Genomic DNA, 25,069 nt, shown 5'->3' on the forward strand with positions numbered 1-25,069 from the left:
TGATGTTTAGATATAAGAATTCCTGCGCTAGGAGGTTGGGATTATGCTGGGATTAGAATACTTTAGCTTTGCTGAACTATGGAGTCCGCTTTTTCTAGCGGTAATGCTGCTGCTGACAGCAGGTTATTTTGTGTGGATTGGTCCGATTGCTGGGCGTTATGCCGATTCAGTTACGGTGCCATTTTGGCGTAGAGCGTTATTTGTCTGTGGGATGCTTGCCCTTTATCTGGCACAAGGAGGACCCATTAGCCTTTTAGGGCATATGATGTTTTCCTTCCACATGGTCAGTATGGCCTTGTCTTATCTGGTAGCAGTGCCGCTGATTATGCTTGGAATTCCAGATTTTATCTGGCGCAGGATACTAAAGGTGAATCCGCTTCGGCGGTTATCTTTTTTAGCTCATCCAGTGGTCGCTGCCCTATTGTTTAACGGACTTTTTTCCTTGTACCATATTCCTGTTATTCATGATTATGTGATGTTGCATTTTACTGTTCATCGTATTTATTACATTATTTTGTTCCTGACCTCTGCTTTAATGTGGTGGACGCTGATTAATCCGCTGCCGGAACATCGTATGGCGAGTGGGCTTGGGAAGATTGGGTTTATTTTTCTGAACATGGTATTGCTGACGCCAGCTTGCGGGCTGATTATATTTGCCGATCATCCGCTCTACGCCACTTACAGTGATCCAGAGACTTGGGCGCGTGCTATGGGCTATTGTATCTCGGGTGACCCCACTGTTTTACTTCAGAATTTTGGAGGTCCTGCATTCTTTGAAGTGATGTCGCCGAAGGTGGATCAACAGGTGGGAGGCATCGCGATGAAGTTCATTCAGGAATTTATTTTTGCCTCTATGCTTGCTTATGTGTTCTATCATTGGTATAAAAAAGAGAACGGACAAGACGACGATGAATTGTCGACGCCATCCTCAACACTTCAGGAGAGCAACTTGAACCGTGCATAACTGGTAGACTGCCGAGGGGGAGAATCATGGATATTTTCACAGTGTTCCCGACCATTAGTACGTCATTCATCGTGCTCAGCGCGGTGCTGGTGGCTATAGGTTGGTGGCTCATTATCAAGGGCAAACGCGAGGCGCATAAGAAAACGATGATTGCTGCCGCTATCGCTGCGCTGCTGTTTTTTATTGTTTACGTATCGAGAACGTTGTTTGTGGGGAATACCTCATGGGGCGGTCCGGATGAACTGAAGACGATTTATCAAGTGTTTCTGATCTTCCATATCGTCCTGGCAACCGTAGCTGCGGTATTCGGACTTACTACGTTAACTCTTGGTTTCAAGGCGAAGTATTCCAAGCACCGTAAGTGGGGCAGAGTGACATCGATAATTTGGTTTATCACAGCGATTACAGGCGTTATGGTGTACGTGCTGTTGTATGTTTTGTATCCAGGTGGACACACCAAGCCGGTGTGGGAAGTTATTTTGGGTGCGTAAAATAAGTGCTTGAATAGAGCACAGAGTTTAGTGCGTTGAGCGAATGAACAGCACTAGAGTAGCAGAGTCGTAAATAGTTATGAAATAAGCCTATATATCTGCATGTTCCTGAGTAGGGATTGCGGGTGATGGGCTTATTTTGGTTTGTAGAGCTTCGGGATCTGTCCTGAAATTGAACGAAGCTAGCTCGAAAAAGACGTAATCAGGGAAAACCTCCCTGAAAATGAACGAAATTAGCTAAAAAAGGCCATAATTAGGGAAATCCTCCCTAAAATTGAATGGAATTAACCCAATAACAGAGTAATAGCTGAATTTTTAGGGAGGAATTCCCTAAAAGCTCGTAATCTAAGCTCTATTTGGCTGATTTTAGGGAGTTTTTCCCTAATGTTTCTATTCCGTCCGGCAGTCGCCCATATCCCACACCTGAAACTGCACTAGCAGCCGAAACGGTATCCCGCACCCGAAACCGCACCAGCATCCGAACTAGCATTCCGCACTCCGAAACCTAAACAAGCATCAGCAGCCGAACAGTACCTCGCATCTGAAATTGCACCAGCATCCGAACCAGCACCCCACCCTCGAAACCGGACCATTCGCCGCGCACGCATCATACCCCCGAACTAGCATCCCACATCCGAAACCCCCGCCCTCACTCGAACCCGAACCTGAACCACTATCCGCCCCGATACTCACCACCCGCCTCCTTCAACGCACATCACACCAACACGTTGCATAGAAGCAGAGAGTGAGCTCTTACTACTTCATTTCCTGAAATCAATTATCTAATAAACTCAATTATCCCAGTTACATTCGCCCCGTAGCATTCTGCCTCAATTCCCCCTCATTGTAGTTAATCTCAATTAATAAGCGTTACCTAACGTCTGAGAGTGTCTTCATAAGCTTGAAGTATGAGGTTGCCCAAATCTCCTATTTCTTTTGAATAATTTCCAGTTACAGGATTGACAATGTAAAATTAAGGTCATATACTGTGTATATAGATATATACAGTAAGCACAGGGATATGAACACCTGCTTCTGCTAGACGCTGAAGACATTGTAAAGCGAGGTTAGCATTGATGAGAACATTAAAAGATTCATGGTTTATGTTGCGCTCTGATTTTCGCGGAGACAAATTAAAAATATTAGGGACCCTCGTAATAACAGTTGTTTTTATGAGTTATCTTGGTGGACTGACTAGCCTGATAGCAAATGATGTACTAGGTGAGCAGGATCGGACGATGCTAGCGGATTTCTTATTTCTCTCCTTTATCCCCTTATTGGGATTAACATTCTCTCGCCGCTCCATGAAATATTGGAGTGAAGACTCTTACACAAAAATGTTGGTTTACTTACGGACTTTACCGATTCCAGCTGCAGTAATATTATCGCGGAGGAAACTTCAGGGTGTGGGCTCCTTTACACTAAATGGTACGTTATTCTTCGGTATTATTTACTTGTTAGGAGAGAATTTCCGGACAGAACTGGCGGTTCCTTCGTATATAGCTTTTGCGATTACTTGGCTCGGCTTCGGATTCATGGTCTCGGGTCTATATATTTTTATTGAATATCTTTTTAGCGGCAAAGCTTATCTATGGCTAACATTGCTTATCGTAGTTTTATCGTGGGCAACATCGTTCCTAGTTACACTGGGCGGAGGCAGTTTGTTCTTATACAGTATCTCCTATTCCAAGGAGTGGGGGTTGTTATCTCCGATCATGTGGGGGTCACTTCTGCTGGGGACAATATCTGTGCAATTATTCTCTAAATGGACTATACATCGGCTGAAAAGTCGCAATCTCGTATAAAAAATCGGAAATGGCAAGGACTGCGCTCTAGCACGCTAGAGTGGAAGGCGAGGTGTAAATAATGTGGATACCGGTACAAATCAACGAAAATAGTGCAGAGCCCCTCTATCATCAAATAGAGACTCAGCTTAGATCATTAATCATTAGCGGAGTCATTACAGAAGGTACGCTGCTGCCCTCAATTCGTGAGTTCGCAGGAGATCTGAAATGCAGTGTAATTACCGTGCGGCGGGTATATCAGGATCTGGAGAACGAAGGTTTGCTGCGAACGCGACAAGGAACAGGTACCTTTGTATCCCATGTAGGTGACGGAGCAATGGAAGAATATAAACGGGAAACGGTTGGCAAAGCACTTGAAAGTGCAGTGGATATCGGCCGATCGGTACATTGCAGCAAGGATGAACTTGAACAGATTTTTATGGAGATTGTAGAACGCAAGTATAGAGAAAAGGATTGAGAGGGGGGCGCTTACTCATATGGTACAGATGGCTATAGAATTGCGGAATGTACTTAAACGGCGGCGAAACAAGACGATAGGGCCGCTGACCCTGAATATGCCTAAAGGATATATTACAGCTTTGGTAGGTCAGAATGGTTCCGGCAAAAGCACACTGCTGAATCTGCTGATGCAGCTGACTAATCCAGAGGAAGGCGAGATATATTGGTTCGAGAACAGGTATGATAGCGGGTTGTCTCTGGAGCTTCGCCAGACCATTGCCTATGTTCCTGAAACGTCAATTACTGAGGAGAACCACTGGAATGCAGAGGAGGCAGCTCGATTTCGGAAGTATTGGTATCCAAATTGGGACGATCAATATTTTCAGGAGCTGATGGATCGCTTGGAGGTTCCGTATCATATGAGACTTTCGAAGATGTCTAAAGGGGAGCGCCGGAAATTCGAAATTGCTGCAGCACTTGCGGCGCGGCCAAGTCTGCTGCTATTGGATGAACCTTCATCAGGTCTTGATCCTTTTGCCTGGAAGATTATGATCGAGACACTTCGTAAATATATGGATGAGAACAACGCAACGATCATCATCTCCACACACATTGTGGATGAGGTGCGGCGGCTGGCGGATTATATCGTCCTTATGCATCGGGGAGAACTGCTGGGCATGGCTGAAAAAGACAGTCTGTTCGGTGCTTGGACCGAGGTTTGGGTGAATGCTGCGGATGAAGAGGAGCTTGCGGAGTTATCGGCTGAGTTGCCAGGAGGCTTGCACTTTACAATGGATACACCGGGTGTAGCTTCTTTTATCATAGAACAATTTTCTGAAAACGAGAAACGCATTCATAACTTGGGCGTAAAGGTTATCAAGAGCCGCAGTTTGGAACTGGACGAAATATTAAGTTTATGGACACAGGGTCATCGTCCTATTCTAATTGACCACAAGAGAGGGGACTAGAGAAATGGAAGCCTTAAAGCTGGAAAGTGTAGTTAAGCAATATGGAGAAAAAACCGCAGTAAACGGAATTAACCTAACTGTAGGTAAAGGGGAAATTTACGGATTACTGGGGGCGAACGGCGCGGGAAAAACAACCACGATGCGTATGGTACTCGGCCTAATCTACCCTGATGAGGGCAAAATTTTGTATAACGGGAAGCCTTTCAACAGTGAACTGCAGCAACTTATGGGTTATCTGCCCGAAGAACGCGGGCTATATCCTAAGGTGAAGATCAGCGATCAAATCGTTTACTTAGCCCGCCTGCGTGGGATGTCAGCTAGTGATGCAGATAAGAGCTTGCGCTATTGGCTGGATCGATTTGAGGTTCCGGATTATTACAATAAAAAGATAGAAGAGCTTTCCAAAGGAAATCAGCAAAAAATGGGCTTTATCGCCGCTGTCGTTCATAAACCGCAGATTCTGATTCTAGATGAAGCTTTCAGCGGGCTGGACCCAGTAAACGTGGAGCTGCTGAAAGATACGGTCAAAGAATTGCGTGATTCGGGAACAAGTATCCTTTTCTCTACGCACCGGATGGAGCATGTAGAAGAGCTGTGCCGTAACATTACGATTCTCGATCGTTCCAATACGGTCGTTCAAGGGGATATCCGCACGATTAAGAATGGCTACCCGCGGGAAGAAGTATTGCTGCGTACAGCTAATGAGGTGAAAGGTCTGGAGTCCATCGCAGGCGTTACAGCAGTGAAACGGCTGGAGCGTGGGTATCTGTTATCGATCAGTGAGATCGGTGCAGCACAGCGTATTTTACAGCAGGCGATAGCACAGGGTGAAGTGGAGCATTTTGAAATCAAGGAACCTACGTTAAACCAAATCTTTATCAGAGCGGTGGGTGAATCTAATGAATAAGATGGGGACAATTATCGGCTTTACCTTTAAAAATAAAGTTAGAACGAAATCATTTATGATTACTACTTTGATTCTAGTATTATTGCTCAGCATAGGGATGAATCTTCCCTATATCATCGATCAGTTTAAGGGTGATTCGGCCAAAAGTGAAGTTACTCAAATTGCTGTGATTGCTGAAGAGGGAAATCAGGTTGCAGAATTGTTGAAGGCTTATACTGCGCCAGAGGGCATGCCACAGGCTAAGATAGTACAATATGCTTCTGCGGATGATGCCGAGTTAAAGAAAGCATTAGATGAAGAGACAGTAGAAGGTTATGTTACTTTTGCAGAACCTACTGGTGAAGGGCTTCCACCCGTTACTTATCACAGTAATGATGGAGAACTAAACGGAGATGTTCAAGTTTATCTTCAAAATGCACTTCAGCAAGCAAACACACAATTCATCGTTGGCGACAAGCTGACCTCTGAACAGATTGCTGCAATGTCAACACCAGTGCAGATTACTACACAACAGCTTAACGCAGGCGGTGGCAGTGAAAGCTCTCAGGAGGACACTCCGGCCATTAACTACATTATCGTATATGCCATGCTTATGTTGTTCTTTATGTCCATTATGATGACAGGCAACATGATTGCCGCTGAGATAACCTCTGAGAAAAGCTCGCGGATTATGGAGATTCTCATTACAAGTGCCTCACCTTTAGCGCAAATGTTCGGTAAAGTTATCGGTGTTTTCCTAGTAGGAATATTGCAAATTGGGATCTTTGTCGCAGCGATCGTCGTCAATTTGACGCTCCCGCATAACGCAACCGTATTGGCTGATTTTGATCTCGATTTAGGCCAGCTCAATATTAACTTGCTGCTCTATGGATTTGTCTTGTACGTATTAGGTTACTTCCTCTATGCCTTGATGTATGCGGCTGTAGGTTCGATTGTCAGCCGTACGGAGGATCTCGGTCAGGCGGTAATGCCAATCATGATGTTAGGCTTCGTAGCGTTCTATGTTCCACTGTTCAGTATCTCCAATGCCGATACTCTAGTGGTTAAGATAGCGAGTTATGTACCTTTCACTTCACCATTGACGATGCTGCTCCGAATTGGTGTCGGTGAGGTGGCGATCTGGCAAGTCATTGTATCGCTGCTGATCCTGCTTGTGACTACCTTCATCTTCGGATGGCTGGCAGCCAAGATCTATCGTACCGGCGTACTGATGTACGGCAAACGCCCAAGTATTAAAGAAATCAGAAAAGCGATGAAAGCATACAAGATCTAAGAAGGCCTCATATAACTTTTAAGGAGTGCTAATGATGTCTACAAGCGAACAATATACCATTATGCTTTTAATGAGTTCGGTATCACTGGCTTCGGTTAGTAGAATGCTTCCGGATGGCTCCACTTTTATGGATTTCGTTCAAGGCGTATTGACCGGTGTTGCTATAGTGGGGATGTTGGCAGGATTGTGGATGTACAGTAAGGCGCGTAAGAGTAAGGCGCGTAAGAGTAAGGCACAATAGTAGGTACTGAATTTTCGGGGGGGATCCTAACAGCCATTTATGGTTGCTGGGATATCCCCGTTTTTGCGTTGGCAATCTCTTTGTATACGAGCTGATATAGCTAACGGACCCAGCAACACTTAAATGCAACAATCATCGAGATTTGGCAAGATATCGGACACAATAGTCGCTATTGGCATGAAAAACGGTGAATTAGTAGCTCTTTTAACCAAATAGTTGCACTGGAGTCCGATACTATGCTCAAAAGGCGATAAACGTGCAAATAATGTCATCTGGGTCCGTAAGCCTTGCCTTGGTGGAAGATGATTAGGGCCTGCTTGAAGACGATCCGAGACGCTCATCGCTCGGGATTTCTACTGGAGTCCGAACGCCGGCCAAATTTGAGGAAAAGCTTCAATTAAAGGCTCCTGAGTCCGTTAGATGCTTCATGCGCTTAAAGATCGTCTGAATTCTAGTTAGTGACTAAATTATAGAAAGATTTGCGCTCGTTCGTATATCCGCTTGGTCGGTCATCTGCTCCCGTACAGCTCTAAGCTGTGCTTTCAGTGCAGGAACACTTTTTTGCAGAATAATGCTTATTTGAGAAAGAGGCAGCTTTAAGCCGTACCACAATACCTTCACAAGCTGTTCCTCCCAAGGTAATCCCTTAGCCGATAGAAGAGAGCGCCGGGCAAAAGAATCAGCACACTGGCGAATACAAGTGCGGTAAGCGTGGATAGAGAATAACTGAGGGTCGAAGTTATCCTGACGATATATTTTATGAAGCTCTGTGAAGGTGCGGATAGTAACCTTGTCTGCCTCATTAGATTGTTCTAATAACATGGAACTGAGTACGTAGACTTCATTAGTATACTTTTGAACACACTCTGCAAATTTAGCACTGTAGGTGGACACGGGAGGTAAGGGGTCAGGCATGGTGAACACGATCCTTTCAGAATGAGAGATTTGCTTGAATCTATAATATAGAAAAGTAAGAGATGGATTTATTGATAAGATCGGCGGTGTCTGGTTCCGGGCAACTGTGTTTCTGCTGGGAGGCAGTGGAAAAAGCTTTGGAAGGTTTGTAGTAGAGCCGTTCACTTCTGGAATTGCTCCCCCCAGCTGCAACACTGTACAGACGCCCTTGCTGAATATGCCCAGCCAAGGATTTACCCTGGAGCTTGGCCTTTAAATCCTGCAAAGCACCCTGAACTAGCTCAAGCTTAACCTGCTCCCAATCTGAACCTTCGCGGCGGACCTTATCCAGCGCTTCCTCAAGACGGCAATGACAGATAGCCCGTAAAAAAGAACTCCATTTAATGAGATCGAAATTTTTGGTGTTGGCAGAGATTAGACAAGCCCCCCAACTGCAACCTCCCTTACAGGTGAGCTTCAGAATACCATAACGGCAGCCTTCAGCCCCTTCCATTCCATAGTGAATAGGCTCGGGTTCATCCAATACAAATACTTCAATGCGGGATAGTCTGCGCTGGTCCATAGTAGGGTTCCTCCTTAGATTTCCAAAAGCTTTAAGTCTACATGATGAGTGACACTAGCCTTTTCTACACAGGCGAGCATTTCCATTTTATTCTCACAGACTGCGGTATGCTCTAGCCATAGTCGGAACTTCTCTTTCCGTATAACAGATAGATGTAAGGGAAAGGTGCTGCGGGATCTCAAGACATACCAACCGGCGCTTACATCTTTCCAAGGCTCCTTGAAGGCTGTAAACCACGGGAGTTTTTGATGCGATGACCAATCCTGCTGCTGTTGTTGTTCTCGAATTTTTTTATATATTTCATATACAATCTTAGAGTCTAAACAGTCTTTACAAGAAGAAGGTGTACTGAATTGGCGAAGGGCTTGGATCTGGTTCTGGCCAAATGCATAACCTACAATGTACCTGTGATTATTTTCTTCGAACCACAAGGCCCCGAAACAAACGTAATTTAGACTTATCGGCTCAAGCAGCCCTTGATGTATCCCTAAATAATAGTGCTTCAAAACATTCACCCCATCCAGCGTGCTATCACCTAATAGGCTCAGGTAACGCAAAAACCGCAGCAAGAGGAGGACCTCTGCTGCGGTTTTGGATTACAGGCAGATATACCTGGGCCAAAGCGTGGCGGATCAAGGGTCTCTCTCTTTACGCTTACGAGGTTAGCTGTCGGATTCGGACGGTGAGAGTCGCCCTACCTATTGAGACTTACGCAGTCTCCTTTGGATTCACCCCAAGTAGGCCAGGTGGCCTGATGGTTCCCCCGTTCCCTGCGAATGCAGGAACTCAGCGTTGATTGTTTTTCATGAATTAGATTCAACCCGAATCATACTCTTTTCAAGATTTTCTGTAAAAAACGGAAAATGTTCTTTTAGAGCGATTTTAACCATATCCTGCCGACTACGACTGAAAAACGAGGTAAATAGGTATTTATGGCGTGTTATCGAGCTCTTTCTCGCTCAACCTCAGCTTCTTGCGTTTCAACCTATAAAGGAAATTTGCAGTATTTTCACCCTAAAAAGGTGAATAAAATCACATGGGTTATAGATAGCGATTAAACGCTCGAAACTCGAGTAAACAAGAGATATAGAGAGATTAGATATCAAGTAAGCGCTATCTAATGGGAAAATAGTTTTTAATTTGCATTATTTTGGCATCATTCAGGTTTTACAAGTCTTCGTGCATAAGAGTATGATTACTCCTGTTTCAACGACAATCGAATATTTGATCCGCTTAATTTCCGATAAGGAAAGCGGGGGAACCAACAATCGGCAGCCGATGTGAGAGTCGGAAGCTGATTATGGGGTGAATCCTGTAGAGGGTGCGAGTGAGCTCGCATCTATACAGGTAGGGCGACTCTCACCGCCCGAATCCGACAGCTAACCTCGTAAGCGTATGGAGAGAGGATGAGTGCAATGTGACCGCTAGCGAGCCACAGAGGAGATCCTTTGTGGCTTTTTGCTGTGCTCTTAGAAGCAAAGCATTTATGGAGGCCTCCCCCAAGAGGTCGCTAAATTCATCATTAGCGGTATTTGTTAGGCAGCGTCTAATGACGTGACACAACCGAGCTTTAGGTTGTGCCCGAAAATGACGATAGGTCAACATCCTTTCGGAGATTTTCGTTGCCTCCTTGTTGTAAATGAGCAGGAGGAGAAAAAAGAGATGACGGATCAGAATGAATATGTGCTTGTATGTGCGCCTACAAAGGCGGGAGAACATTTCATTAAACTTCTGAAGTTCAGGGGTATTAAGATGGCGGGATTAACCAACAATCTGGCTGAGAAAGCTTTACTAGAGGAGCTCGGAATCGAGCAGGTTATTCTAGTGGATACCCGCCATCAGAGCACTTGGTTTCGCCCATCGTTCCCGGTAGGCAGGGTATATCTGTTTGAGAGCAGCTTTCCGCTTTGCTGCCGCTATATTCAGATGTGCCGTACCTGGACGACACAGCCAATTTTTGTGATTACAAGTTCTATAAATCCTAGATTGGTCTATAAAAGACTTGGTGCGAGCTATGTAATCTATTCCCATAGTGGTGATGCTGATTTTCTAATCGATAGATCACCTCATCAAGGATAATGGAAGGAGTGCGGAAGATATGAGGGATCTGTATATGGTGGCTTCGTTAGCTGTAATTTACGGGTTATTTTATGGCTTTATGCGCTGGTGCGCAGGTGTAGTTGAGGATACGGGGAGGGATAAGCTGTGATTCTAGTAATCGCTGTTACCCTACTGTTGTTTATATATCTGGTTTACGCGTTGATTCATCCTGAGAAATTTTAAGGAGGGGCATTCATGGGCATTTTGCAAATAGTCGTCGTAATTGTAATTCTCATCTTGTTGGTCAAGCCGATGGGGACGTATTTATATCATGTATTTTCTAACGAACCGAATCGTACGGATCGCTGGTTTGCAGGCACAGAGAAAGGTATTTATAAGCTGATCGGCCTGAAAAAACGGGACGGAATGTCCTGGAAGAAGTATGCACTCAGCTTTGTTTTAACTAATATCGTACTGGTTGCTTTCAGTTATATTTTTCTAAGATTACAGCGGGGATTGCCGCTGAACCCGAATGGAATTGCCGATATGGAACAGACGCTTTCATTAAATACGGTGATCAGCTTTATGACCAATACGAACCTGCAGCATTATAGCGGGGAGACGGGACTATCGTATTTTTCACAAATGGCAGTCATCACGATGATGATGTTCACGTCTGCAGCGAACGGATTTTCTGTTGCGGTTGCTTTTGTCAGAGGGATTACAGGACAGAAATCAGTCGGAAATTTTTTTGAGGACTTCGTAAAAGCACATATTCGTGTATTCATTCCATTAGCTCTGCTAGTTTCATTGGTGCTGGTAGGATTGCATGTGCCACAAACGCTCAAGCCATCGCTTGAGGTCACTACACTCGAAGGGCAGACGCAACAAATCGCTATCGGTCCAGTCGCTTCTTTGGAGTCAATTAAACACTTAGGTACGAATGGTGGCGGCTTCTTCGGAGCCAATTCAGCGCATCCTTTTGAGAACCCTAATCCACTTACGAACGTTCTGGAGATTCTCTCTATGTGGATGTTGCCAGCCTCTTTGCCATATATGTACGGGTTGTTCGCTAAGAACAAACGTCAGGGCTGGGTGATTTTCACAGCAATGATGACCTTGTTCGTTCTGCTGCTGGGGCTGAATTATTATGCGGAAACTAAAGGGAATCCCGCTATTAATGCGCTGGGGATCGAGTCTTCGCAAGGCAGCATGGAAGGTAAAGAGGTACGTTTTGGGATCCCGCAATCTTCTCTGTTCACTTCGGTAACAACGGCAGCTACGACAGGTAGTGTTAACAATATGCATGATACGCTGACACCGCTGGGTGGCATTACCCCTCTGGCCCTAATGATGCTCAATAACGTCTTCGGGGGAAAAGGTGTAGGACTAATCAATATGCTGATGTATGCCATCATGGGCGTCTTCTTATGTGGACTAATGGTTGGCAGAACACCAGAGTTTCTCGGGCGAAAGATAGAAGCCAAGGAGATGAAGCTGATTGCGATTGCTATCCTTGTGCATCCGTTCATTATCCTTGTACCAACAGCAGGTGCGTCTTAACGGACTTGGGCAACGGTTCCATCACGAATCCCGGATTCCATGGACTTAGCCAAGTGTTATATGAATATGTCTCTTCTGCCGCGAACAATGGTTCAGGATTTGAAGGGCTTGCGGACAATACCACCTTTTGGAATGTTACAACCGGGATCGTAATGCTGCTTGGCCGTTATGTCTCTATAATCGCAATGCTGGCAGTTGCAGGTTCACTGATCCAGAAGAAGCCGGTTCCTGAGACGATTGGCACATTCCGCACAGACAATGGTCTGTTCACCGGAATTCTGATTGGTACGGTAGTGATTATCGGTGCGCTGACGTTTCTGCCGGTCATTGTGCTCGGCCCGATTGCAGAATATTTGACCTTACGGTAGGAAGAGGGAGAACAAGATGAGTACTGTAAAAAGAAAAAAGCTGCTGACGGGACCCATACTCCTAAGCGCTGTAAAGGATAGCTTTATTAAGCTTAACCCGGTGACGTTAATCAAAAATCCGGTCATGTTCGTAGTCGAAATCGGCACGATTATTGTATTGCTTATGGTACTGGCCCCCGGATATTTTAATGCAGAGAAATCGGTAGGCTTCAATATCACGGTGTTGTTCATTCTGTTATTCACAGTGCTGTTTGCCAACTTCGCTGAAGCGCTGGCTGAAGGCCGCGGGAAGGCCCAGGCGGATTCGCTTAAGAAAACGAAACAGGATATCACAGCTAATAAGCTCGTTGGAGGGTCTGTGAAGACCGTTTCTTCCTCCGAGCTGCGGAAAGGAGATATCGTGATCGTCAGTCAGGGAGAACTTATCCCTGGCGATGGTGAAGTGATTGAAGGGCTGGCCTCCGTAGATGAATCGGCAATTACAGGTGAATCTGCACCTGTTATTAAGGAAGCCGGCGGAGATTTCGGCTCAGTCACAGGCGGCACCCGGGTAGTTAGTGATGAGATTAAAGTCAAAATTACCAGTGATCCCGGTGAGTCATTCTTGGATCGGATGATCTCCCTCGTTGAAGGGGCGAAACGTCAGAAGACACCCAATGAAATTGCACTAAATACACTCTTGATCAGTCTGACGTTGATTTTCCTGATTGTAGTAGTGACCTTGCGGCCTATTGCGACTTACCTGGGCGTTGATCTAGATATTCCTGTTATGATCGCCTTGCTGGTCTGTCTGATCCCGACCACAATCGGGGGACTGCTCTCCGCTATCGGGATAGCAGGGATGGACCGCGTCACACAGTTTAATGTCCTTGCTATGTCAGGGAAGGCCGTTGAAGCTGCCGGCGACATTAATACAATGATTCTAGATAAGACCGGTACGATTACTTTCGGAAACCGGATGGCGAGTGATTTTGTGCCAGTTGGAGATGAAACGGAAGCTGAGCTTACGGCTTGGGCAGCTATTAGTTCGCTAAAGGATGAGACTCCGGAAGGACGTTCTGTTATTGAGCTGGCTAAGAAGCTGGAACGCAGCTATGACAGCAAACTTGCTGAAGGCGGAGAGCTCGTAGAGTTTAAGGCTGAGACCCGGATGAGTGGTATAGATCTGCGTGATGGACGATCTGTTCGTAAAGGGGCAGTCGATTCCGTGAAGAAATGGGTACAGTCGAAGGGCGGAGTCATTCCCGCGAACCTCGACAGTAATTCCGATGCTATCGCTCGAATGGGGGGGACCCCGCTTGCTGTTGCGGTAGACAACCGGATTTATGGACTTATTTACTTAAAGGATACAGTTAAGCCAGGCATGAAAGAGCGGTTTGATGAGCTGCGAAAAATGGGAATCAAGACTATCATGTGTACAGGGGACAATCCGCTGACCGCAGCTACTATTGCCCGTGAAGCAGGGGTAGATGATTTTATTGCAGAGAGTACACCTGAGGATAAAATAGCGGTTATCCGCCGCGAGCAGAACGAAGGCAAGCTGGTGGCAATGACTGGTGATGGTACGAATGACGCACCTGCCCTCGCCCAAGCTGATGTGGGCTTAGCGATGAACAGCGGGACCACAGCCGCTAAGGAAGCAGCAAATATGGTTGATCTGGACTCCGATCCCTCGAAGATCATTGAGGTTGTAGCTATTGGTAAACAGCTACTGATGACGCGGGGCGCGTTGACAACGTTCAGTATTGCGAATGATATCGCTAAATACTTCGCAATTATTCCGGCAATGTTCATGCTCGCTATTCCTGAAATGGAAGCCCTGAATGTCATGGGATTGGGTTCACCTAGCTCGGCAATTATATCTGCATTAATATTTAATGCGATTATTATTCCGCTGCTGATCCCATTGGCTATGAAAGGTGTCTCGTATAAAGCGATGAGTTCTACGAAGCTGCTGGGACGTAATATTTTTATCTATGGTTTAGGTGGAGTAGTCGTTCCTTTTGCGGGCATCAAACTTATTGATTTGCTCGTAAGTGTATGGATATAACAACGGATTAACTAATCATTGAAAGGGTGAGAGCATCGTGAATAACAGAAAATCGATTGCGGACGCTGAAGAACAGTTGTCACCATCGAAGGGTGCTAATTTCTTTATCATATTACGGCTATGTCTAGTGTTTGTTGTTCTCTGCGGAGTGATTTATCCTCTGACTACTACAGCGATTGCTCAAGTTCTGATGCCATCGCAAGCGAACGGCAGTCAGCTGAAGAATGACGCTGGAGTAGTAGTGGGTTCAGAACTCATCGGGCAGAGCTTTACGGACCCGGCATTATTCCATGGACGTGTATCCAGCATTGATTATAAAGCGGAAGCTTCAGGCTCCAACAACTATGGCCCATCCAACCCCGATATGCTGCAGCGGACGAAGGATTCCATCACACAGTGGCAGCTGGATAATCCGGATGTGCCTGTAAACAAGCTGCCGGTTGATTTAGTAACCAACTCAGGTTCAGGTCTTGATCCGCATATCACTCCTGCATCGGCAATTGTGCAGATTCCCCGGATCAGTAATTTGACCGGGATTCCAGCCACGCAGCTGGAAGAGCTAGTGAATAAGCAGACCGAAGGTCGTGATCTAGGGCTGTTTGGTGAAGAACGGGTAAATGTTCTGAAGCTGAATATGGAGCTCCAGAAATTAACGAACAAATAAATATAGCTAATATCCCTGCCCGATTGTTCAAACTGGGTCAGGGATATCTTGCTTTTGGCATAGAAGAGTGAATGGATGAACGGGTTATTAAGGAGTGGTCTTGATGGGAACATATCGGAGGAAGACGCCGGAGGAACTGCTGCTCTCTATCTATGAGCTGCATCGTGGACGCCTGAAGATCTATATAGGTCCGGTCAGTGGATCAGGCAAGACCTATCAGATGCTGCGTGAGGGGCAGGCGCTGAAAGCACAGGGCATCGATGTTGTAATCTGTGCGGTTTCAACCAACCAGAGTCCAGAAACAAGGGATCAGCTGGGTGACTTGGAACGGATTCCAAGTATTCATTGGTTTCAGAAGGAGATCGAGAAGAAGGATCTGGACGTGGAGGCCATTGTGGCGCGTAATCCAGAGGTTGTACTGACCGATGGATTGGCTCATCATAATCGCGAGGGTGCGGAGAGATCAACTAGGCTGGAGGATATCAAATATTTATTGGGTTGTGGAATTAGTGTCATCACAACTGTAAACGTATACGAGCTGGAGGGCGCAGCAGATCTAGCGCGAAAGTGGACGGGGATTGAGGTGGAGTATTCCTTGCCTGCGGAAGTGCTCACCCTTGCAGATGATATCGTTCTAATTGATGTGACTCCGGAAAAGATACTTCAACGTTTGTCCGAAGGACATTTGGGCAAGAAGCAGCGGACATCGCTTTTTAACAAAGGGAATCTAAGCAAGCTGCGGGAGCTGGCGCTGAGAATGGTAGCGGAGGATGTTAATGGTTCGCTGGAGAAGCATCGGGAGGAGCAAGGGTTGCTGGGAGCTTCGGGGATTGCCGAAAAAGTGTTGGTGTCCGCACAGTATTATTGGAATGGCTCGATTCATATCCGCCGTGGACAGCAAATCGCTAAACGGTTAAACGGAGATCTGGCGGTGGTATCCTTCTGGAAGCAGGGCCTGACGCCCTCTAAGGAAGCAGCAACCTTCAAGCGATCCCTATGGAAGCTGACTGAGAAGATTGGGGCCTCGATGGAGGAGATTTCTTTTCGCTCGAAGAGGGAGATTCCAGGACTACTAGTGAAATACGCCATCCAGCATAATATTACCCGTATCGTTATGGGACACTCCAAGCAAACGGCGTGGCAGGAGCTGTGGAAGGGTTCGATTGCTAACTCATTGTTAAAGCAAATCCGCGGAGTAGATGTGTTTTTCGTGGCTGATCGTGCTGAGCGTGAGGGAGAACGCGTTCTTCCTACCCGGCAGAGCCGAAATGAGCGGAAAGCCGATGCCTATCACAGATTAAGCAGTCAGGAAGTAAAGGATAAAATCGATGCCATTCGTGGGGGCACATTTAAAGTGTACATTGGTGCTGCTCCCGGAGTGGGCAAGACTTATAAGATGCTGCGAGAAGGAAATGATCTCTTAAAGAGAGGGATCGATGTTGTTATTGGATTACTAGAAACGCATGGACGTAAAGAAACCCTTGAACAGATCGGTGAGCTGGAGATCCTTCCGCGACTGAGTATTGACTATCGGGGGACTGTCCTTGAGGAAATGGATACGGCAGCTATCATTAAGCGTAATCCGGAGGTCGTACTGGTAGATGAACTGGCACATACCAATATGCCGGGCAGCAAACATAAGAAGCGGTATATGGATGTTATGGAGTTATTGGATGCAGGGATCTCTGTAATCTCCACAGTGAATGTTCAGCACTTAGAAAGCTTGAATGATGCTGTAGAACAAATTACCGGAGTTAGAGTTAGAGAGACTTTCCCAGACAGCATTCTGCAACGGGCCGACGAGGTTGAACTTATCGATGTATCTCCTAAAACACTGCAAGAGCGGATGAAGGATGGGAAAATATATGCGATGACCAAAGTGGATCAGGCGCTGGGGGCTTTTTTCAAAATCGGCAATCTAATCGCCCTCCGTGAACTGGCGCTGCGGGAAATTGCTGATGATGTGGATGAACGTCTGGAGGCCTGGGAACGTGTCGGGTCGCTGCGGGGACCTTGGCGGCGGCAGGAAGTGATCTATGTGTGCATCACCTTAGGAGATCATGCGGAACGTCTGATTCGGCGAGGTTTTCGGATTGCCTATCGTCTAAAAGCTTGCTGGTATGTTACGTACGTACAGGAATATAAGCAGAGCGGGCCTTCTTACGATAAACGAATTAATGATTTGAAAGAATTGACGGAACGACTGGGTGGAACGTTTAAGATGATTCCTAACGTGCTCCCGGCACGAGTGTCTTCCTTGCTGCTTGAAAGGTCTCAAGCCTTACAGAGCACACAGATTATTATCGGTCAATCTCAACGCTCCTGGGTACGTAAATGGCTGCGTGGGGATGTCACTAAGCAGATTCTGCGTTCGGCCAGAAATGTAGATGTACTGGTCGTGGCAAATCTTATGCGTGAGGAACCTTAAGCTTTAGAACAATGAAAAAAGGGGATTCCTAGCCAAGTGGCTGTTGGAATACCCTTTTTTGGTATGCATATATCAAGTGCTAAATAATTAACCGGATGAATTACTGGGCCGCTTCGATGAGTGCTTTCAGCTCGGGAAGATTGAATCCTTTGGTGGCATGATCCCCTGCTACAGTAACAGGAACACCCATGAAACCAAGCTTTTCGACTTCCTCTTGATAGACTGTGCTAGTCATAACATCTCTTACTTCAAAAGGGATACCTTGCTCCGTAAGATATTGTTTGACCAGATTACAATCGCTGCAGCCTGCTGTTGAATAAACAATCACTTGCTGGCTCATTGGTTCACAGCCTCTTTGATAGCATCTCTTGTGATCTTCCAGTGGGAAGTGTTCCAGCGAACCTCATTATCCTCAAGCAGGAAGAGCTGTGGAGATTCATGCTTAATCCCGAAATCCTCGGCAATTTGATTGGAAACTGGACGATCCTCGATGACTAGAACTACTGCTGCTGCAGTATCCGCATCCTTTAGATAAGCCTGGAATTCTTCATTAGCTTTGGCGCTAATCGGGCAGGTAGTGCTGTGTTTGAACAGCAGTTTTTTGCCAGGTTTAGCCACATACTGCTTAAGATCTTCCAATGTATGAAGTTGTTGAATAGACATAGATATCACCCTCCTGGGATCGTTATTTTACTAACCATTGTGTTGTTAACAACCTGTAATCATGATTGTAACATATATTAAATTTAAAACAAAAAGGATTCTGGAGCAGCTAATCCAAGGATGACCAAACCCTCATTTTAGCGCGTTGAAAAAAAGGGGACGGCATGCTAAGGTGAAAGCAAGACAACTTGCTTCAATAATCCTTACTAGGTAGGAGTGTTGATAAGAATGAACAGAGTCGCATGTGTGACTGGAGCTGATCGGGGTCTTGGATTGTCTCTTGTACACTCTCTTTTAGAGAAACAGTTCTCAGTATTTGCTGGACAATACATGAGAGACGCAGATGAATTGAAAGCGCTTCAAGAAGAGTATCCGGAACAGCTGGAACTTATTCCACTCGATATTGGTAGTAAGGATAGTGTAAAGCAGGCAGCAAGGGCTATCGCCAGCAGAACTGGGCATGTTGATATTCTTATTAATAATGCCGGAATTATTCATTCCGCAGATGATGCTACGATGCTGGTGGATATGGATGATGAGGGCATGGCAGAGATTTATAATGTGAATACGCTAGGCGCGTTGAGAGTCAGCAATGCACTTATGGGCCTATTATTGCAAAGTAAGGATAAATTAATTGTTAATATTTCTTCGGAAGCGGGCAGCATTGGCAGAAATAAGCGTATTAATATGTACGGCTACTGCATGTCTAAAGCGGCACTGAATATGCAGTCCTCCCTGATGCACAATCATCTAAAGACGCTTGGGGGTCAAGTGATGGTGTTTCACCCCGGCTGGATGAAGACTTATATGCATGGCGAAAAAAATGAGCAAGCGGATATTTCACCTGATGTGTCCGCAGATCAGATTATAAGTCAGGTTATGGAGTATAAAAAATATCTAGGGGATGAGCCGGCCTATCTTGATGTGGATGGCAATACATGGCCTTGGTAGAGGGGTTTCCCGTAATCAAAAAAAGTACACGAAGAAAGGCGATGATAGGATGTCTACACTAAAAGCACTGGCACTCGGAAGTTATTCGGAGGTTAAATATCACCCATTTGCGGGAGTAGACCGGGAGATTGAGCAGATATTTGCCAATGATCTACAGGTAATCTCCTCGGAAGATTACGGGCTGCTTAATAAAGAAACATTATCTGACTACAAGCTGGTAATCTCCTATACCGAATTCTCCGATGATAAAATACCGGCGGAACAAAGCAGCGCATTGCTCTCCTATGTGGCTAATGGTGGCGGATTACTAGTGGTACATAACGGAATCTCCTTACAGCGTAATCAGGAGCTAGGCGCCATGCTGGGAGCTCATTTCACTCATCATCCAGAATTCACTTCGCTCCAGATGTCCATACCGGCAGGGGAGCATCCCATTATGCAGGGAATCGAAGAATTTGTGATCGATGATGAGCCTTATTATTTTGAGCAGCATCCCTATTTCGAAACAACTGTGCTTATGGAATATCCTCATGATGGGGCAATGAGGCAGGCGGCTTGGTGCCATGAATTTGGTCTAGGCCGGGTTGTTTATTTAATGCCTGGTCATCATTTGCCGTCATTTTCCGTAGAGCCTTTTCGCCAGATGATTCGTAGAGGTGGACTTTGGGCGGCGGGATTATTGTAGGATATAAGCGGATATACCTGTTGTAACATAAAACACGAGTCCAACTGCGGGTTAACTGCGGTTGGATTTTTTTGTTGACTCTAACATTGGTGTCAGGGTTTATACTGGTGTAGAACAATTCTCATGAACCCCGGGGAGAATGCTATGAAAATAGGTGAGCTTGCTAAACTGACGGGCGTAAGCGTCCGTTCACTTCGTTACTATGAGAGTCAGGGATTAATCTCGCCGATCCGTCAGGCCAATGGATATCGGGAGTACTCTTTACTTGCTGTAGAGACGGTAGAAACGATTAAACTATATTTGAACCTGGGTCTGTCGACAGAGCAGATCGCGGGCTTTCTACATTGTGTGTTGAAGAACAAAGAAGCCTTCTGCGCAGAAGTGATGCCACTATACCGCAGTAAACTGGAGGATATTGAACGTCAGCTTGTAGAGCTAAATCAGATCAAGAGGAATTTGGAAGAACGAATGGCATCTATCTTGCAGGAGCAGGATGAGAGCAAGTTGGGCGCGTGTACACTGGAGAACTTGGAATAGGTACTGCTGGTGCTGGAAAATATGAGGAGGAATGGCAAATGTCAATTATAAATGCCGATAGCGCGGATTGGGTGCGGGAAGAAATACGTGGTGGAGGAACCGTGCTGGTGGATTATGGTGCGCCATGGTGCCCCCCTTGTAAGGTGCTGTTGCCTCTTCTGGAAGATCTTCACCAGGAATATGGAGACGATGTTTCTATTGTAAAGGTGAATTGTGATGAACTTCCGGATCTTGCTGGGGAAGCTGGTGTTATGGGGATGCCTACTGTCATTGTATATAAAGAGGGACAGCCTATAGAAAAGCTGGTCGGTCTGCGTCCGAAAGCAGCCTACCAAGGCATACTGAACAAGGTTCTCCAAGCATAAGGCAATAAATATAAAGATGAAATTAGGGAGACTCCATATTGTGGGGTCTTCTTTTTGTGCATGAATTAACCATCTTCGGTAAAAAATACGAACACAGCTATAAAGGAGGTGATGAGGGTGTGGGGTAGTATTTTAGAGCTAATTCCTAAATGGAGCGTAATTTTCCAAGGTTTTATGATCTTTTTCGTTCCGTTTATTCTAATTCGTACGACGAGTTGGGCTAGGGCAAAGGAAGATACGATAAGTACTAGAGCAAAAAAAGCTGCCGGCAGCATAGGCGGGGGTGTTCCTTACGGAGAAACATCTATAGGGACTAACGGCACGAAAAAGGTTGCTAAGCCAGATGGATCGGCTGATCTAAGTGAAGGTCCTACAGGAGCAAGCTATAGCGGTCAATTTCGGGAGGATTTGCAACGATTTAAAGAGATGAGCACAGATATGCATGATGTGAGTTTTCGGGAGTTGCGTATCGGAGGTATAAAGCTGCAAGCGGCCCTTATATTTGTAGATGGATTGACGGATAAAGATAAAATGGATCGGAATATTCTGAAGCCTTTAATGGATGCTTATCAGGTCTTTAAGGATCCCCATACGATACCGGAAGCAAAGGATCTAAAAGATATTCTCATTCATGAAATTGTGCTTATTTCGGAAGTTGAGTTTACGGATAATGTGAAGCTCTCGCTTCAAAAGGTGTTGTTCGGCTCTGTAGTGCTGCTAGTGGAAGGGATACCGGAGGCTATTGTGCTCAGCACCCCGAAGGGGAACACAAGAGGGATAGAGGAGCCTGAATCAGAGGCAGTCTTGCGGGGATCACGAAGCGGATTTAATGAGACGTTAAGTGACAACACAGCATTACTGCGCAGGCACGGGCAAAGCACAGAGCTAGCGATGATTTCGTTTACTGTAGGAAAGAGAATGAAGAAGGATTTGGTTCTAACTTATATCAAAGATATCGCGAATGATGAACTTGTCGAAGAAGTCAAACGAAGAATTAGGACGATTGATATAGATGATGTGCAAGAATCTGGTTATGTGGAGCAATTAATCGAAGATAATAGCTTCACGCCATTCCAGCAGATTCAGAATACGGAAAGACCTGACCGCGTAATGGCAGCGCTACTGGAAGGGAGAGTAGCTATTTTACTGGATGGCACTCCCTTTGCTCTGATTATGCCAGTTTCCTTCGGGATGCTGCTGCAATCACCTGAGGATTATTACGATCGGTGGATGGTGGGTTCGTTGGTGCGCTTACTGCGTTTTCTCGCGGCATTGATATCAATGTTTGCACCGGCACTATATATTTCCTTCCTCTCCTTTCAGCCAGGATTGATTCCGACAAAGTTGGCTATTTCAATCATCAGCTCCCGCCAAGGTGTACCTTTTTCGGTATTAATCGAAGCATTGATTATGGAGACCTCAATCGAAATATTACGGGAGGCTGGACTCCGGCTGCCTAAACCTATCGGTCCTGCAATGGGGATTGTTGGCGGTCTAATCATCGGTCAAGCCGCGGTAGAAGCCGGAATTGTGAGTCCAATTCTAGTCATCGTTGTTTCAGTTACAGCAATTTCTTCCTTCACCATCCCTATGTATAGTGCTGGAATGACACTTCGCACGCTCCGTTTTGTAGCTATGTTTTCTGCAGCAGTCTTTGGATTATATGGAGTTGTGTTATTTTTCCTTTTCCTGAGTGCCCATTTAATCAAGCTAAGAAGCTTTGGCATGCCTTATCTTGGCATGTTCATACCGTATAAGATTAAGGATTGGAAAGATTTTATATTCCGTATGCCACTGCAATTTCTAACAGGCCGCCCTACGCTGTTGAAGCCGAAGGACCCCCGACGCAAAGGGTGAGGGGTCTAGGTAAAGGAGGAAGAAATTATGAGTACCGAGGTTAAGGACCGAATTACTGCTGTTCAAGCAACGATCATATTAGCCAATTATACTATTGCGGCAGGGATACTTACACTTCCTCGGACGATTGTAGAGGCTAGTGAGACTCCAGACGTATGGATCTCCGTTTTTTTAGGGGGAGTGATTACCCTTTTTACAGGTTTAATTATAGTGAAGCTTAGTCAACGGTTTCCAGGTCAAACCATCTTTCAATTTAGCGGGAAAATCATTGGCAAGCCACTTGGAGTGATTCTCTCTATATTAGTGATTGTTTATTTTCTGTGCATAGCCAGTTTTGAAGCACGTTCCGTGCAGGAAGTGACCTCTTTTTTTCTGCTGGAGGGAACCCCTCCTTGGGCTATTGTTGCCGTGTTTATTTGGATAGCCTTCTATTTGTGCAGAGGAGGGCTTAATGCCATAACTAGCATGTGTAGGTTGATTGTTCCGATTGCATGGACAGTTTTTGTTGGGGTATGTTTGCTTAGTGTTGAAGTTTTTGATATCGATAATCTGCGGCCTTTTCTTGGAGATGGGTTAGGACCGGTATGGAAGGGCATCAGGCCAACCATTCTGACTTTTACTGCTGGTGAAGCGATGCTGTTCATTGTTGCTTTTATGGATAAGCCACAAAAAGCAGTAAAGGTAATTATTGCTGGATCATGTATATCAACGTTCTTTTATCTTTTAGCCGTTGTAATGACTATTGGTGCGTTTTCTATAGATGGAGTGGTCACAAGAACTTGGCCATTTCTTGATCTAGTGAGAAGCTTTGAGGTGAATTATCTTATTTTTGAGAGGTTTGAATCGCTGCTGCTGGTAATCTGGATTATGCAAATTTTCTGCACCTTCTGCATCACTATTTATGCTGCTGCTTTGGGAGTTTCTCAAATATTTCATAAACGATTTAATAGCTGCTTATTGGCTATACTTCCAGTAGCCTATGTAGTTTCCAGAACGCCTCCAAATGTGAATGCTCTGTTTGCATTAGGGACAGTTGTGGGGAATTGGATGATCGTTTTATTTGGATTAATTCCATTGCCGCTGTTAATCATCGCACATTTCCGGAGGGCGGCTTCATGAAAAAGTGGAGAGTGTCGATTACATTTCTTATATTATGTATTCTGTTGACCGGTTGCTGGAGCAGCACACCTGTTGAGGAGTTGAGTATGGAGATTGGTGTTGCCCTGGACAGTGCGGAGGAGACAGGGGATGAGGAGGCAACTCAGCAAGGAGGTGGGGGGAATCCCATGCCTGCCCAAATAATGAGTACCTATCAGTTTACGATTCCTCAAGGCTCAGGAGGGTCAGGTATGAAGTCTGGGGCTTCCCCATCCTCAACCAGAAATTACTATAACATGAGTGAAGTAAGTGATTCGATGTTTGAAGCATTACGGGCACTTTCACTGCGTACTAGACGTACTCCGATCGGACATCACCTTAAGGTCATTGTGATCGGTGAGAAGCTTGCACGCTCTACTAAGTTTTCTGAGTTAATTGATTTCTTTAGCAGGGATAACGATATTCGTCCCAGTGTTCTACTATATGTCAGCAAGGGAAAAGCCAGAGATGTATTGGAAAATGCGCTGCCGGGCCAAACCCCTTCATTTGTATTAGAGGGGATTTTTGTGAATAGAAGTCGGAGCACGAGGATATGGGAGCCAGTTTCAATAGCTAAAGTAGCGGGTCCTTTGCATGGTAAAAGAAGTTTCATGTTGCAGAATGTAATATCTTTAGAAAAAGAGAAGGAGACAAAGCTGGATGGAGCAGGCGTAATTAAAGGGAAAACGGGAAAACTCGTTGGTTTTTTTGATGCATCGGAGCTGGAAGGAATGGTCTGGCTGACTGGAAAGGGAGAGGGGGGTGCTCTCAAAGCATACGACCCGTCTAACAATAAGCTCATTACCTATGAAATCAAATCCCTGGGTAGCAAGTATAAGGCTATTGTGAAGGATGGGAAGATCTCCTTTCATGTGAAAATAGAATCTACGGGGAGATATGGTGAGGCTTTTGCTAAGAGTGCGAAGAAGTTACATGACGGCATTGTAAAGGAGGATAAAGCAGTGCTAGAGAAGCATGTCGTAGACATGCTTCAGGTCACTGTGAAAAAAATGCAGAAGGAGCTGCATACAGAGGTTGCAGGTTTCGGCAACGCTTTGCGTATTCAACATCCAGCCGTATGGCGGAGCGTAGAGGATAACTGGGATGAAACCTTTAGCGAGATTCCGATTACCTATGAAGTGAAACTGAATATTGAAGAGTATGGTGCATCAGATACATCGGCTGAATAGAAAGGGC

At 45.6% G+C, this 25,069-nt stretch carries 25 protein-coding genes, 1 pseudogene and 2 riboswitches; of the genes and pseudogenes, 20 read left to right on the forward strand and 6 right to left on the reverse strand.

What is annotated here, in order from left to right; all coding sequences use genetic code 11:
* Positions 1-43: 43 nt before the first annotated feature.
* Together ctaG and NYE72_RS02620 are read left to right on the forward strand one after the other, a co-directional pair.
* Entirely contained in the window at positions 44-964 is a 921-nt protein-coding gene (ctaG, locus tag NYE72_RS02615; RefSeq protein ID WP_076101359.1) for a cytochrome c oxidase assembly factor CtaG, read from the forward strand.
* 26 nt (positions 965-990) lie between these two features.
* Positions 991-1,455: a DUF420 domain-containing protein gene (locus NYE72_RS02620; RefSeq protein ID WP_036682502.1), complete on the forward strand. Its 465-nt coding sequence runs from the start codon at positions 991-993 to the stop codon at positions 1,453-1,455.
* 434 nt (positions 1,456-1,889) lie between these two features.
* Here the strand turns inward: NYE72_RS02620 and NYE72_RS02625 are convergent, their stop codons facing one another.
* Positions 1,890-2,066, reverse strand: a complete 177-nt coding sequence (locus NYE72_RS02625; protein ID WP_218642183.1) for a hypothetical protein — start codon at positions 2,064-2,066, stop codon at positions 1,890-1,892.
* Positions 2,067-2,531: 465 nt separating this feature from the next.
* Between NYE72_RS02625 and NYE72_RS02630 the strand changes: the two genes are divergently transcribed.
* The 6 genes from NYE72_RS02630 to NYE72_RS02655 all read left to right on the forward strand — a co-directional run bounded on the left by NYE72_RS02630 (position 2,532) and on the right by NYE72_RS02655 (position 7,087).
* Entirely contained in the window at positions 2,532-3,260 is a 729-nt protein-coding gene (locus tag NYE72_RS02630) for a hypothetical protein (protein ID WP_051490929.1), read from the forward strand.
* A gap of 61 nt (positions 3,261-3,321) precedes the next feature.
* A complete protein-coding gene (locus tag NYE72_RS02635; protein WP_036676688.1) occupies positions 3,322-3,717 on the forward strand; it encodes a GntR family transcriptional regulator in 396 nt (131 codons plus the stop codon).
* Positions 3,718-3,736: 19 nt separating this feature from the next.
* Positions 3,737-4,666 (forward strand): ABC transporter ATP-binding protein, encoded by a 930-nt coding sequence (locus tag NYE72_RS02640; RefSeq protein ID WP_036676691.1) that lies wholly within the window; start codon positions 3,737-3,739, stop codon positions 4,664-4,666.
* Between the two features lie 4 nt (positions 4,667-4,670).
* Entirely contained in the window at positions 4,671-5,573 is a 903-nt protein-coding gene (locus NYE72_RS02645; RefSeq protein WP_036676693.1) for an ATP-binding cassette domain-containing protein, read from the forward strand.
* On the forward strand, positions 5,566-6,846 hold the full coding sequence (locus NYE72_RS02650) for an ABC transporter permease (RefSeq protein WP_076101360.1): 1,281 nt from the start codon (positions 5,566-5,568) through the stop codon (positions 6,844-6,846). Before NYE72_RS02645 ends, NYE72_RS02650 begins: the two co-directional genes overlap by 8 nt.
* Positions 6,847-6,877: 31 nt before the next feature.
* On the forward strand, positions 6,878-7,087 hold the full coding sequence (locus NYE72_RS02655; protein ID WP_143758699.1) for a hypothetical protein: 210 nt from the start codon (positions 6,878-6,880) through the stop codon (positions 7,085-7,087).
* Positions 7,088-7,549: 462 nt separating this feature from the next.
* On the opposite strand, the gene NYE72_RS02660 is transcribed toward NYE72_RS02655, so the two are convergent.
* From NYE72_RS02660 to NYE72_RS02670, 3 genes are read right to left on the reverse strand one after another with little or no spacing between them, the layout of a single operon-like run.
* Positions 7,550-8,002 carry a hypothetical protein gene (locus NYE72_RS02660; protein WP_038568543.1) on the reverse strand — a complete coding sequence of 151 codons (453 nt, stop codon included), beginning with the start codon at positions 8,000-8,002 and terminating at the stop codon, positions 7,550-7,552.
* A gap of 40 nt (positions 8,003-8,042) precedes the next feature.
* Entirely contained in the window at positions 8,043-8,564 is a 522-nt protein-coding gene (locus tag NYE72_RS02665) for a hypothetical protein (protein WP_052096743.1), read from the reverse strand.
* 14 nt (positions 8,565-8,578) lie between these two features.
* Positions 8,579-9,133, reverse strand: coding sequence for a hypothetical protein (locus NYE72_RS02670; RefSeq protein ID WP_036676704.1), 555 nt, complete (start codon positions 9,131-9,133; stop codon positions 8,579-8,581).
* Positions 9,134-9,201: 68 nt separating this feature from the next.
* Positions 9,202-9,366: riboswitch (cyclic di-AMP (ydaO/yuaA leader) on the reverse strand.
* A gap of 418 nt (positions 9,367-9,784) precedes the next feature.
* Positions 9,785-9,974: riboswitch (cyclic di-AMP (ydaO/yuaA leader) on the forward strand.
* Between the two features lie 252 nt (positions 9,975-10,226).
* Between NYE72_RS02670 and NYE72_RS02675 the strand changes: the two genes are divergently transcribed.
* From NYE72_RS02675 to NYE72_RS02695, 5 genes and pseudogenes are all read left to right on the forward strand, one after another.
* A complete protein-coding gene (locus NYE72_RS02675) occupies positions 10,227-10,643 on the forward strand; it encodes a hypothetical protein (protein ID WP_036676842.1) in 417 nt (138 codons plus the stop codon).
* A gap of 216 nt (positions 10,644-10,859) precedes the next feature.
* Positions 10,860-12,535, forward strand: a pseudogene (gene kdpA, locus NYE72_RS02680) (potassium-transporting ATPase subunit KdpA).
* A gap of 16 nt (positions 12,536-12,551) precedes the next feature.
* A complete protein-coding gene (kdpB, locus tag NYE72_RS02685; RefSeq protein ID WP_076101365.1) occupies positions 12,552-14,585 on the forward strand; it encodes a potassium-transporting ATPase subunit KdpB in 2,034 nt (677 codons plus the stop codon).
* 55 nt (positions 14,586-14,640) lie between these two features.
* Positions 14,641-15,249: a potassium-transporting ATPase subunit KdpC gene (kdpC, locus tag NYE72_RS02690; RefSeq protein WP_339212045.1), complete on the forward strand. Its 609-nt coding sequence runs from the start codon at positions 14,641-14,643 to the stop codon at positions 15,247-15,249.
* 103 nt (positions 15,250-15,352) lie between these two features.
* Positions 15,353-17,677 carry a histidine kinase gene (locus tag NYE72_RS02695; RefSeq protein WP_038568549.1) on the forward strand — a complete coding sequence of 775 codons (2,325 nt, stop codon included), beginning with the start codon at positions 15,353-15,355 and terminating at the stop codon, positions 17,675-17,677.
* Positions 17,678-17,777: 100 nt separating this feature from the next.
* Here the strand turns inward: NYE72_RS02695 and NYE72_RS02700 are convergent, their stop codons facing one another.
* Both NYE72_RS02700 and ytxJ read right to left on the reverse strand, forming a co-directional pair.
* Entirely contained in the window at positions 17,778-18,017 is a 240-nt protein-coding gene (locus NYE72_RS02700; protein WP_036676715.1) for a glutaredoxin family protein, read from the reverse strand.
* Entirely contained in the window at positions 18,014-18,340 is a 327-nt protein-coding gene (gene ytxJ / locus NYE72_RS02705; RefSeq protein WP_038568551.1) for a bacillithiol system redox-active protein YtxJ, read from the reverse strand. Before ytxJ ends, NYE72_RS02700 begins: the two co-directional genes overlap by 4 nt.
* Before the next feature lie 228 nt (positions 18,341-18,568).
* On the opposite strand from ytxJ, the gene NYE72_RS02710 reads away from it, so the two are divergent.
* The 7 genes from NYE72_RS02710 (at position 18,569) to NYE72_RS02740 (ending at position 25,062) form a co-directional block, all read left to right on the forward strand.
* Positions 18,569-19,291 (forward strand): SDR family NAD(P)-dependent oxidoreductase, encoded by a 723-nt coding sequence (locus NYE72_RS02710; RefSeq protein ID WP_036676722.1) that lies wholly within the window; start codon positions 18,569-18,571, stop codon positions 19,289-19,291.
* A 49-nt stretch (positions 19,292-19,340) separates the two neighbouring features.
* Complete coding sequence (locus tag NYE72_RS02715) at positions 19,341-19,976, forward strand: ThuA domain-containing protein (protein WP_038568553.1); 636 nt, start codon at positions 19,341-19,343, stop codon at positions 19,974-19,976.
* Positions 19,977-20,120: 144 nt separating this feature from the next.
* Positions 20,121-20,513: a MerR family transcriptional regulator gene (locus NYE72_RS02720; RefSeq protein ID WP_036676727.1), complete on the forward strand. Its 393-nt coding sequence runs from the start codon at positions 20,121-20,123 to the stop codon at positions 20,511-20,513.
* Positions 20,514-20,551: 38 nt separating this feature from the next.
* Positions 20,552-20,878: a thioredoxin domain-containing protein gene (locus NYE72_RS02725; protein ID WP_038568555.1), complete on the forward strand. Its 327-nt coding sequence runs from the start codon at positions 20,552-20,554 to the stop codon at positions 20,876-20,878.
* 111 nt (positions 20,879-20,989) lie between these two features.
* A complete protein-coding gene (locus NYE72_RS02730) occupies positions 20,990-22,735 on the forward strand; it encodes a spore germination protein (protein WP_076103897.1) in 1,746 nt (581 codons plus the stop codon).
* A 27-nt stretch (positions 22,736-22,762) separates the two neighbouring features.
* Positions 22,763-23,854 carry a GerAB/ArcD/ProY family transporter gene (locus NYE72_RS02735; protein WP_038568559.1) on the forward strand — a complete coding sequence of 364 codons (1,092 nt, stop codon included), beginning with the start codon at positions 22,763-22,765 and terminating at the stop codon, positions 23,852-23,854.
* Positions 23,851-25,062, forward strand: a complete 1,212-nt coding sequence (locus tag NYE72_RS02740) for a Ger(x)C family spore germination protein (protein WP_036676729.1) — start codon at positions 23,851-23,853, stop codon at positions 25,060-25,062. The genes NYE72_RS02735 and NYE72_RS02740 overlap by 4 nt, the downstream gene beginning before the upstream one ends.
* Positions 25,063-25,069: the final 7 nt, after the last annotated feature.

Origin of the sequence: Paenibacillus sp. FSL L8-0333, assembly GCF_037965665.1 — a bacterium.
GTDB lineage: Bacteria > Bacillota > Bacilli > Paenibacillales > Paenibacillaceae > Paenibacillus_AQ > Paenibacillus_AQ odorifer.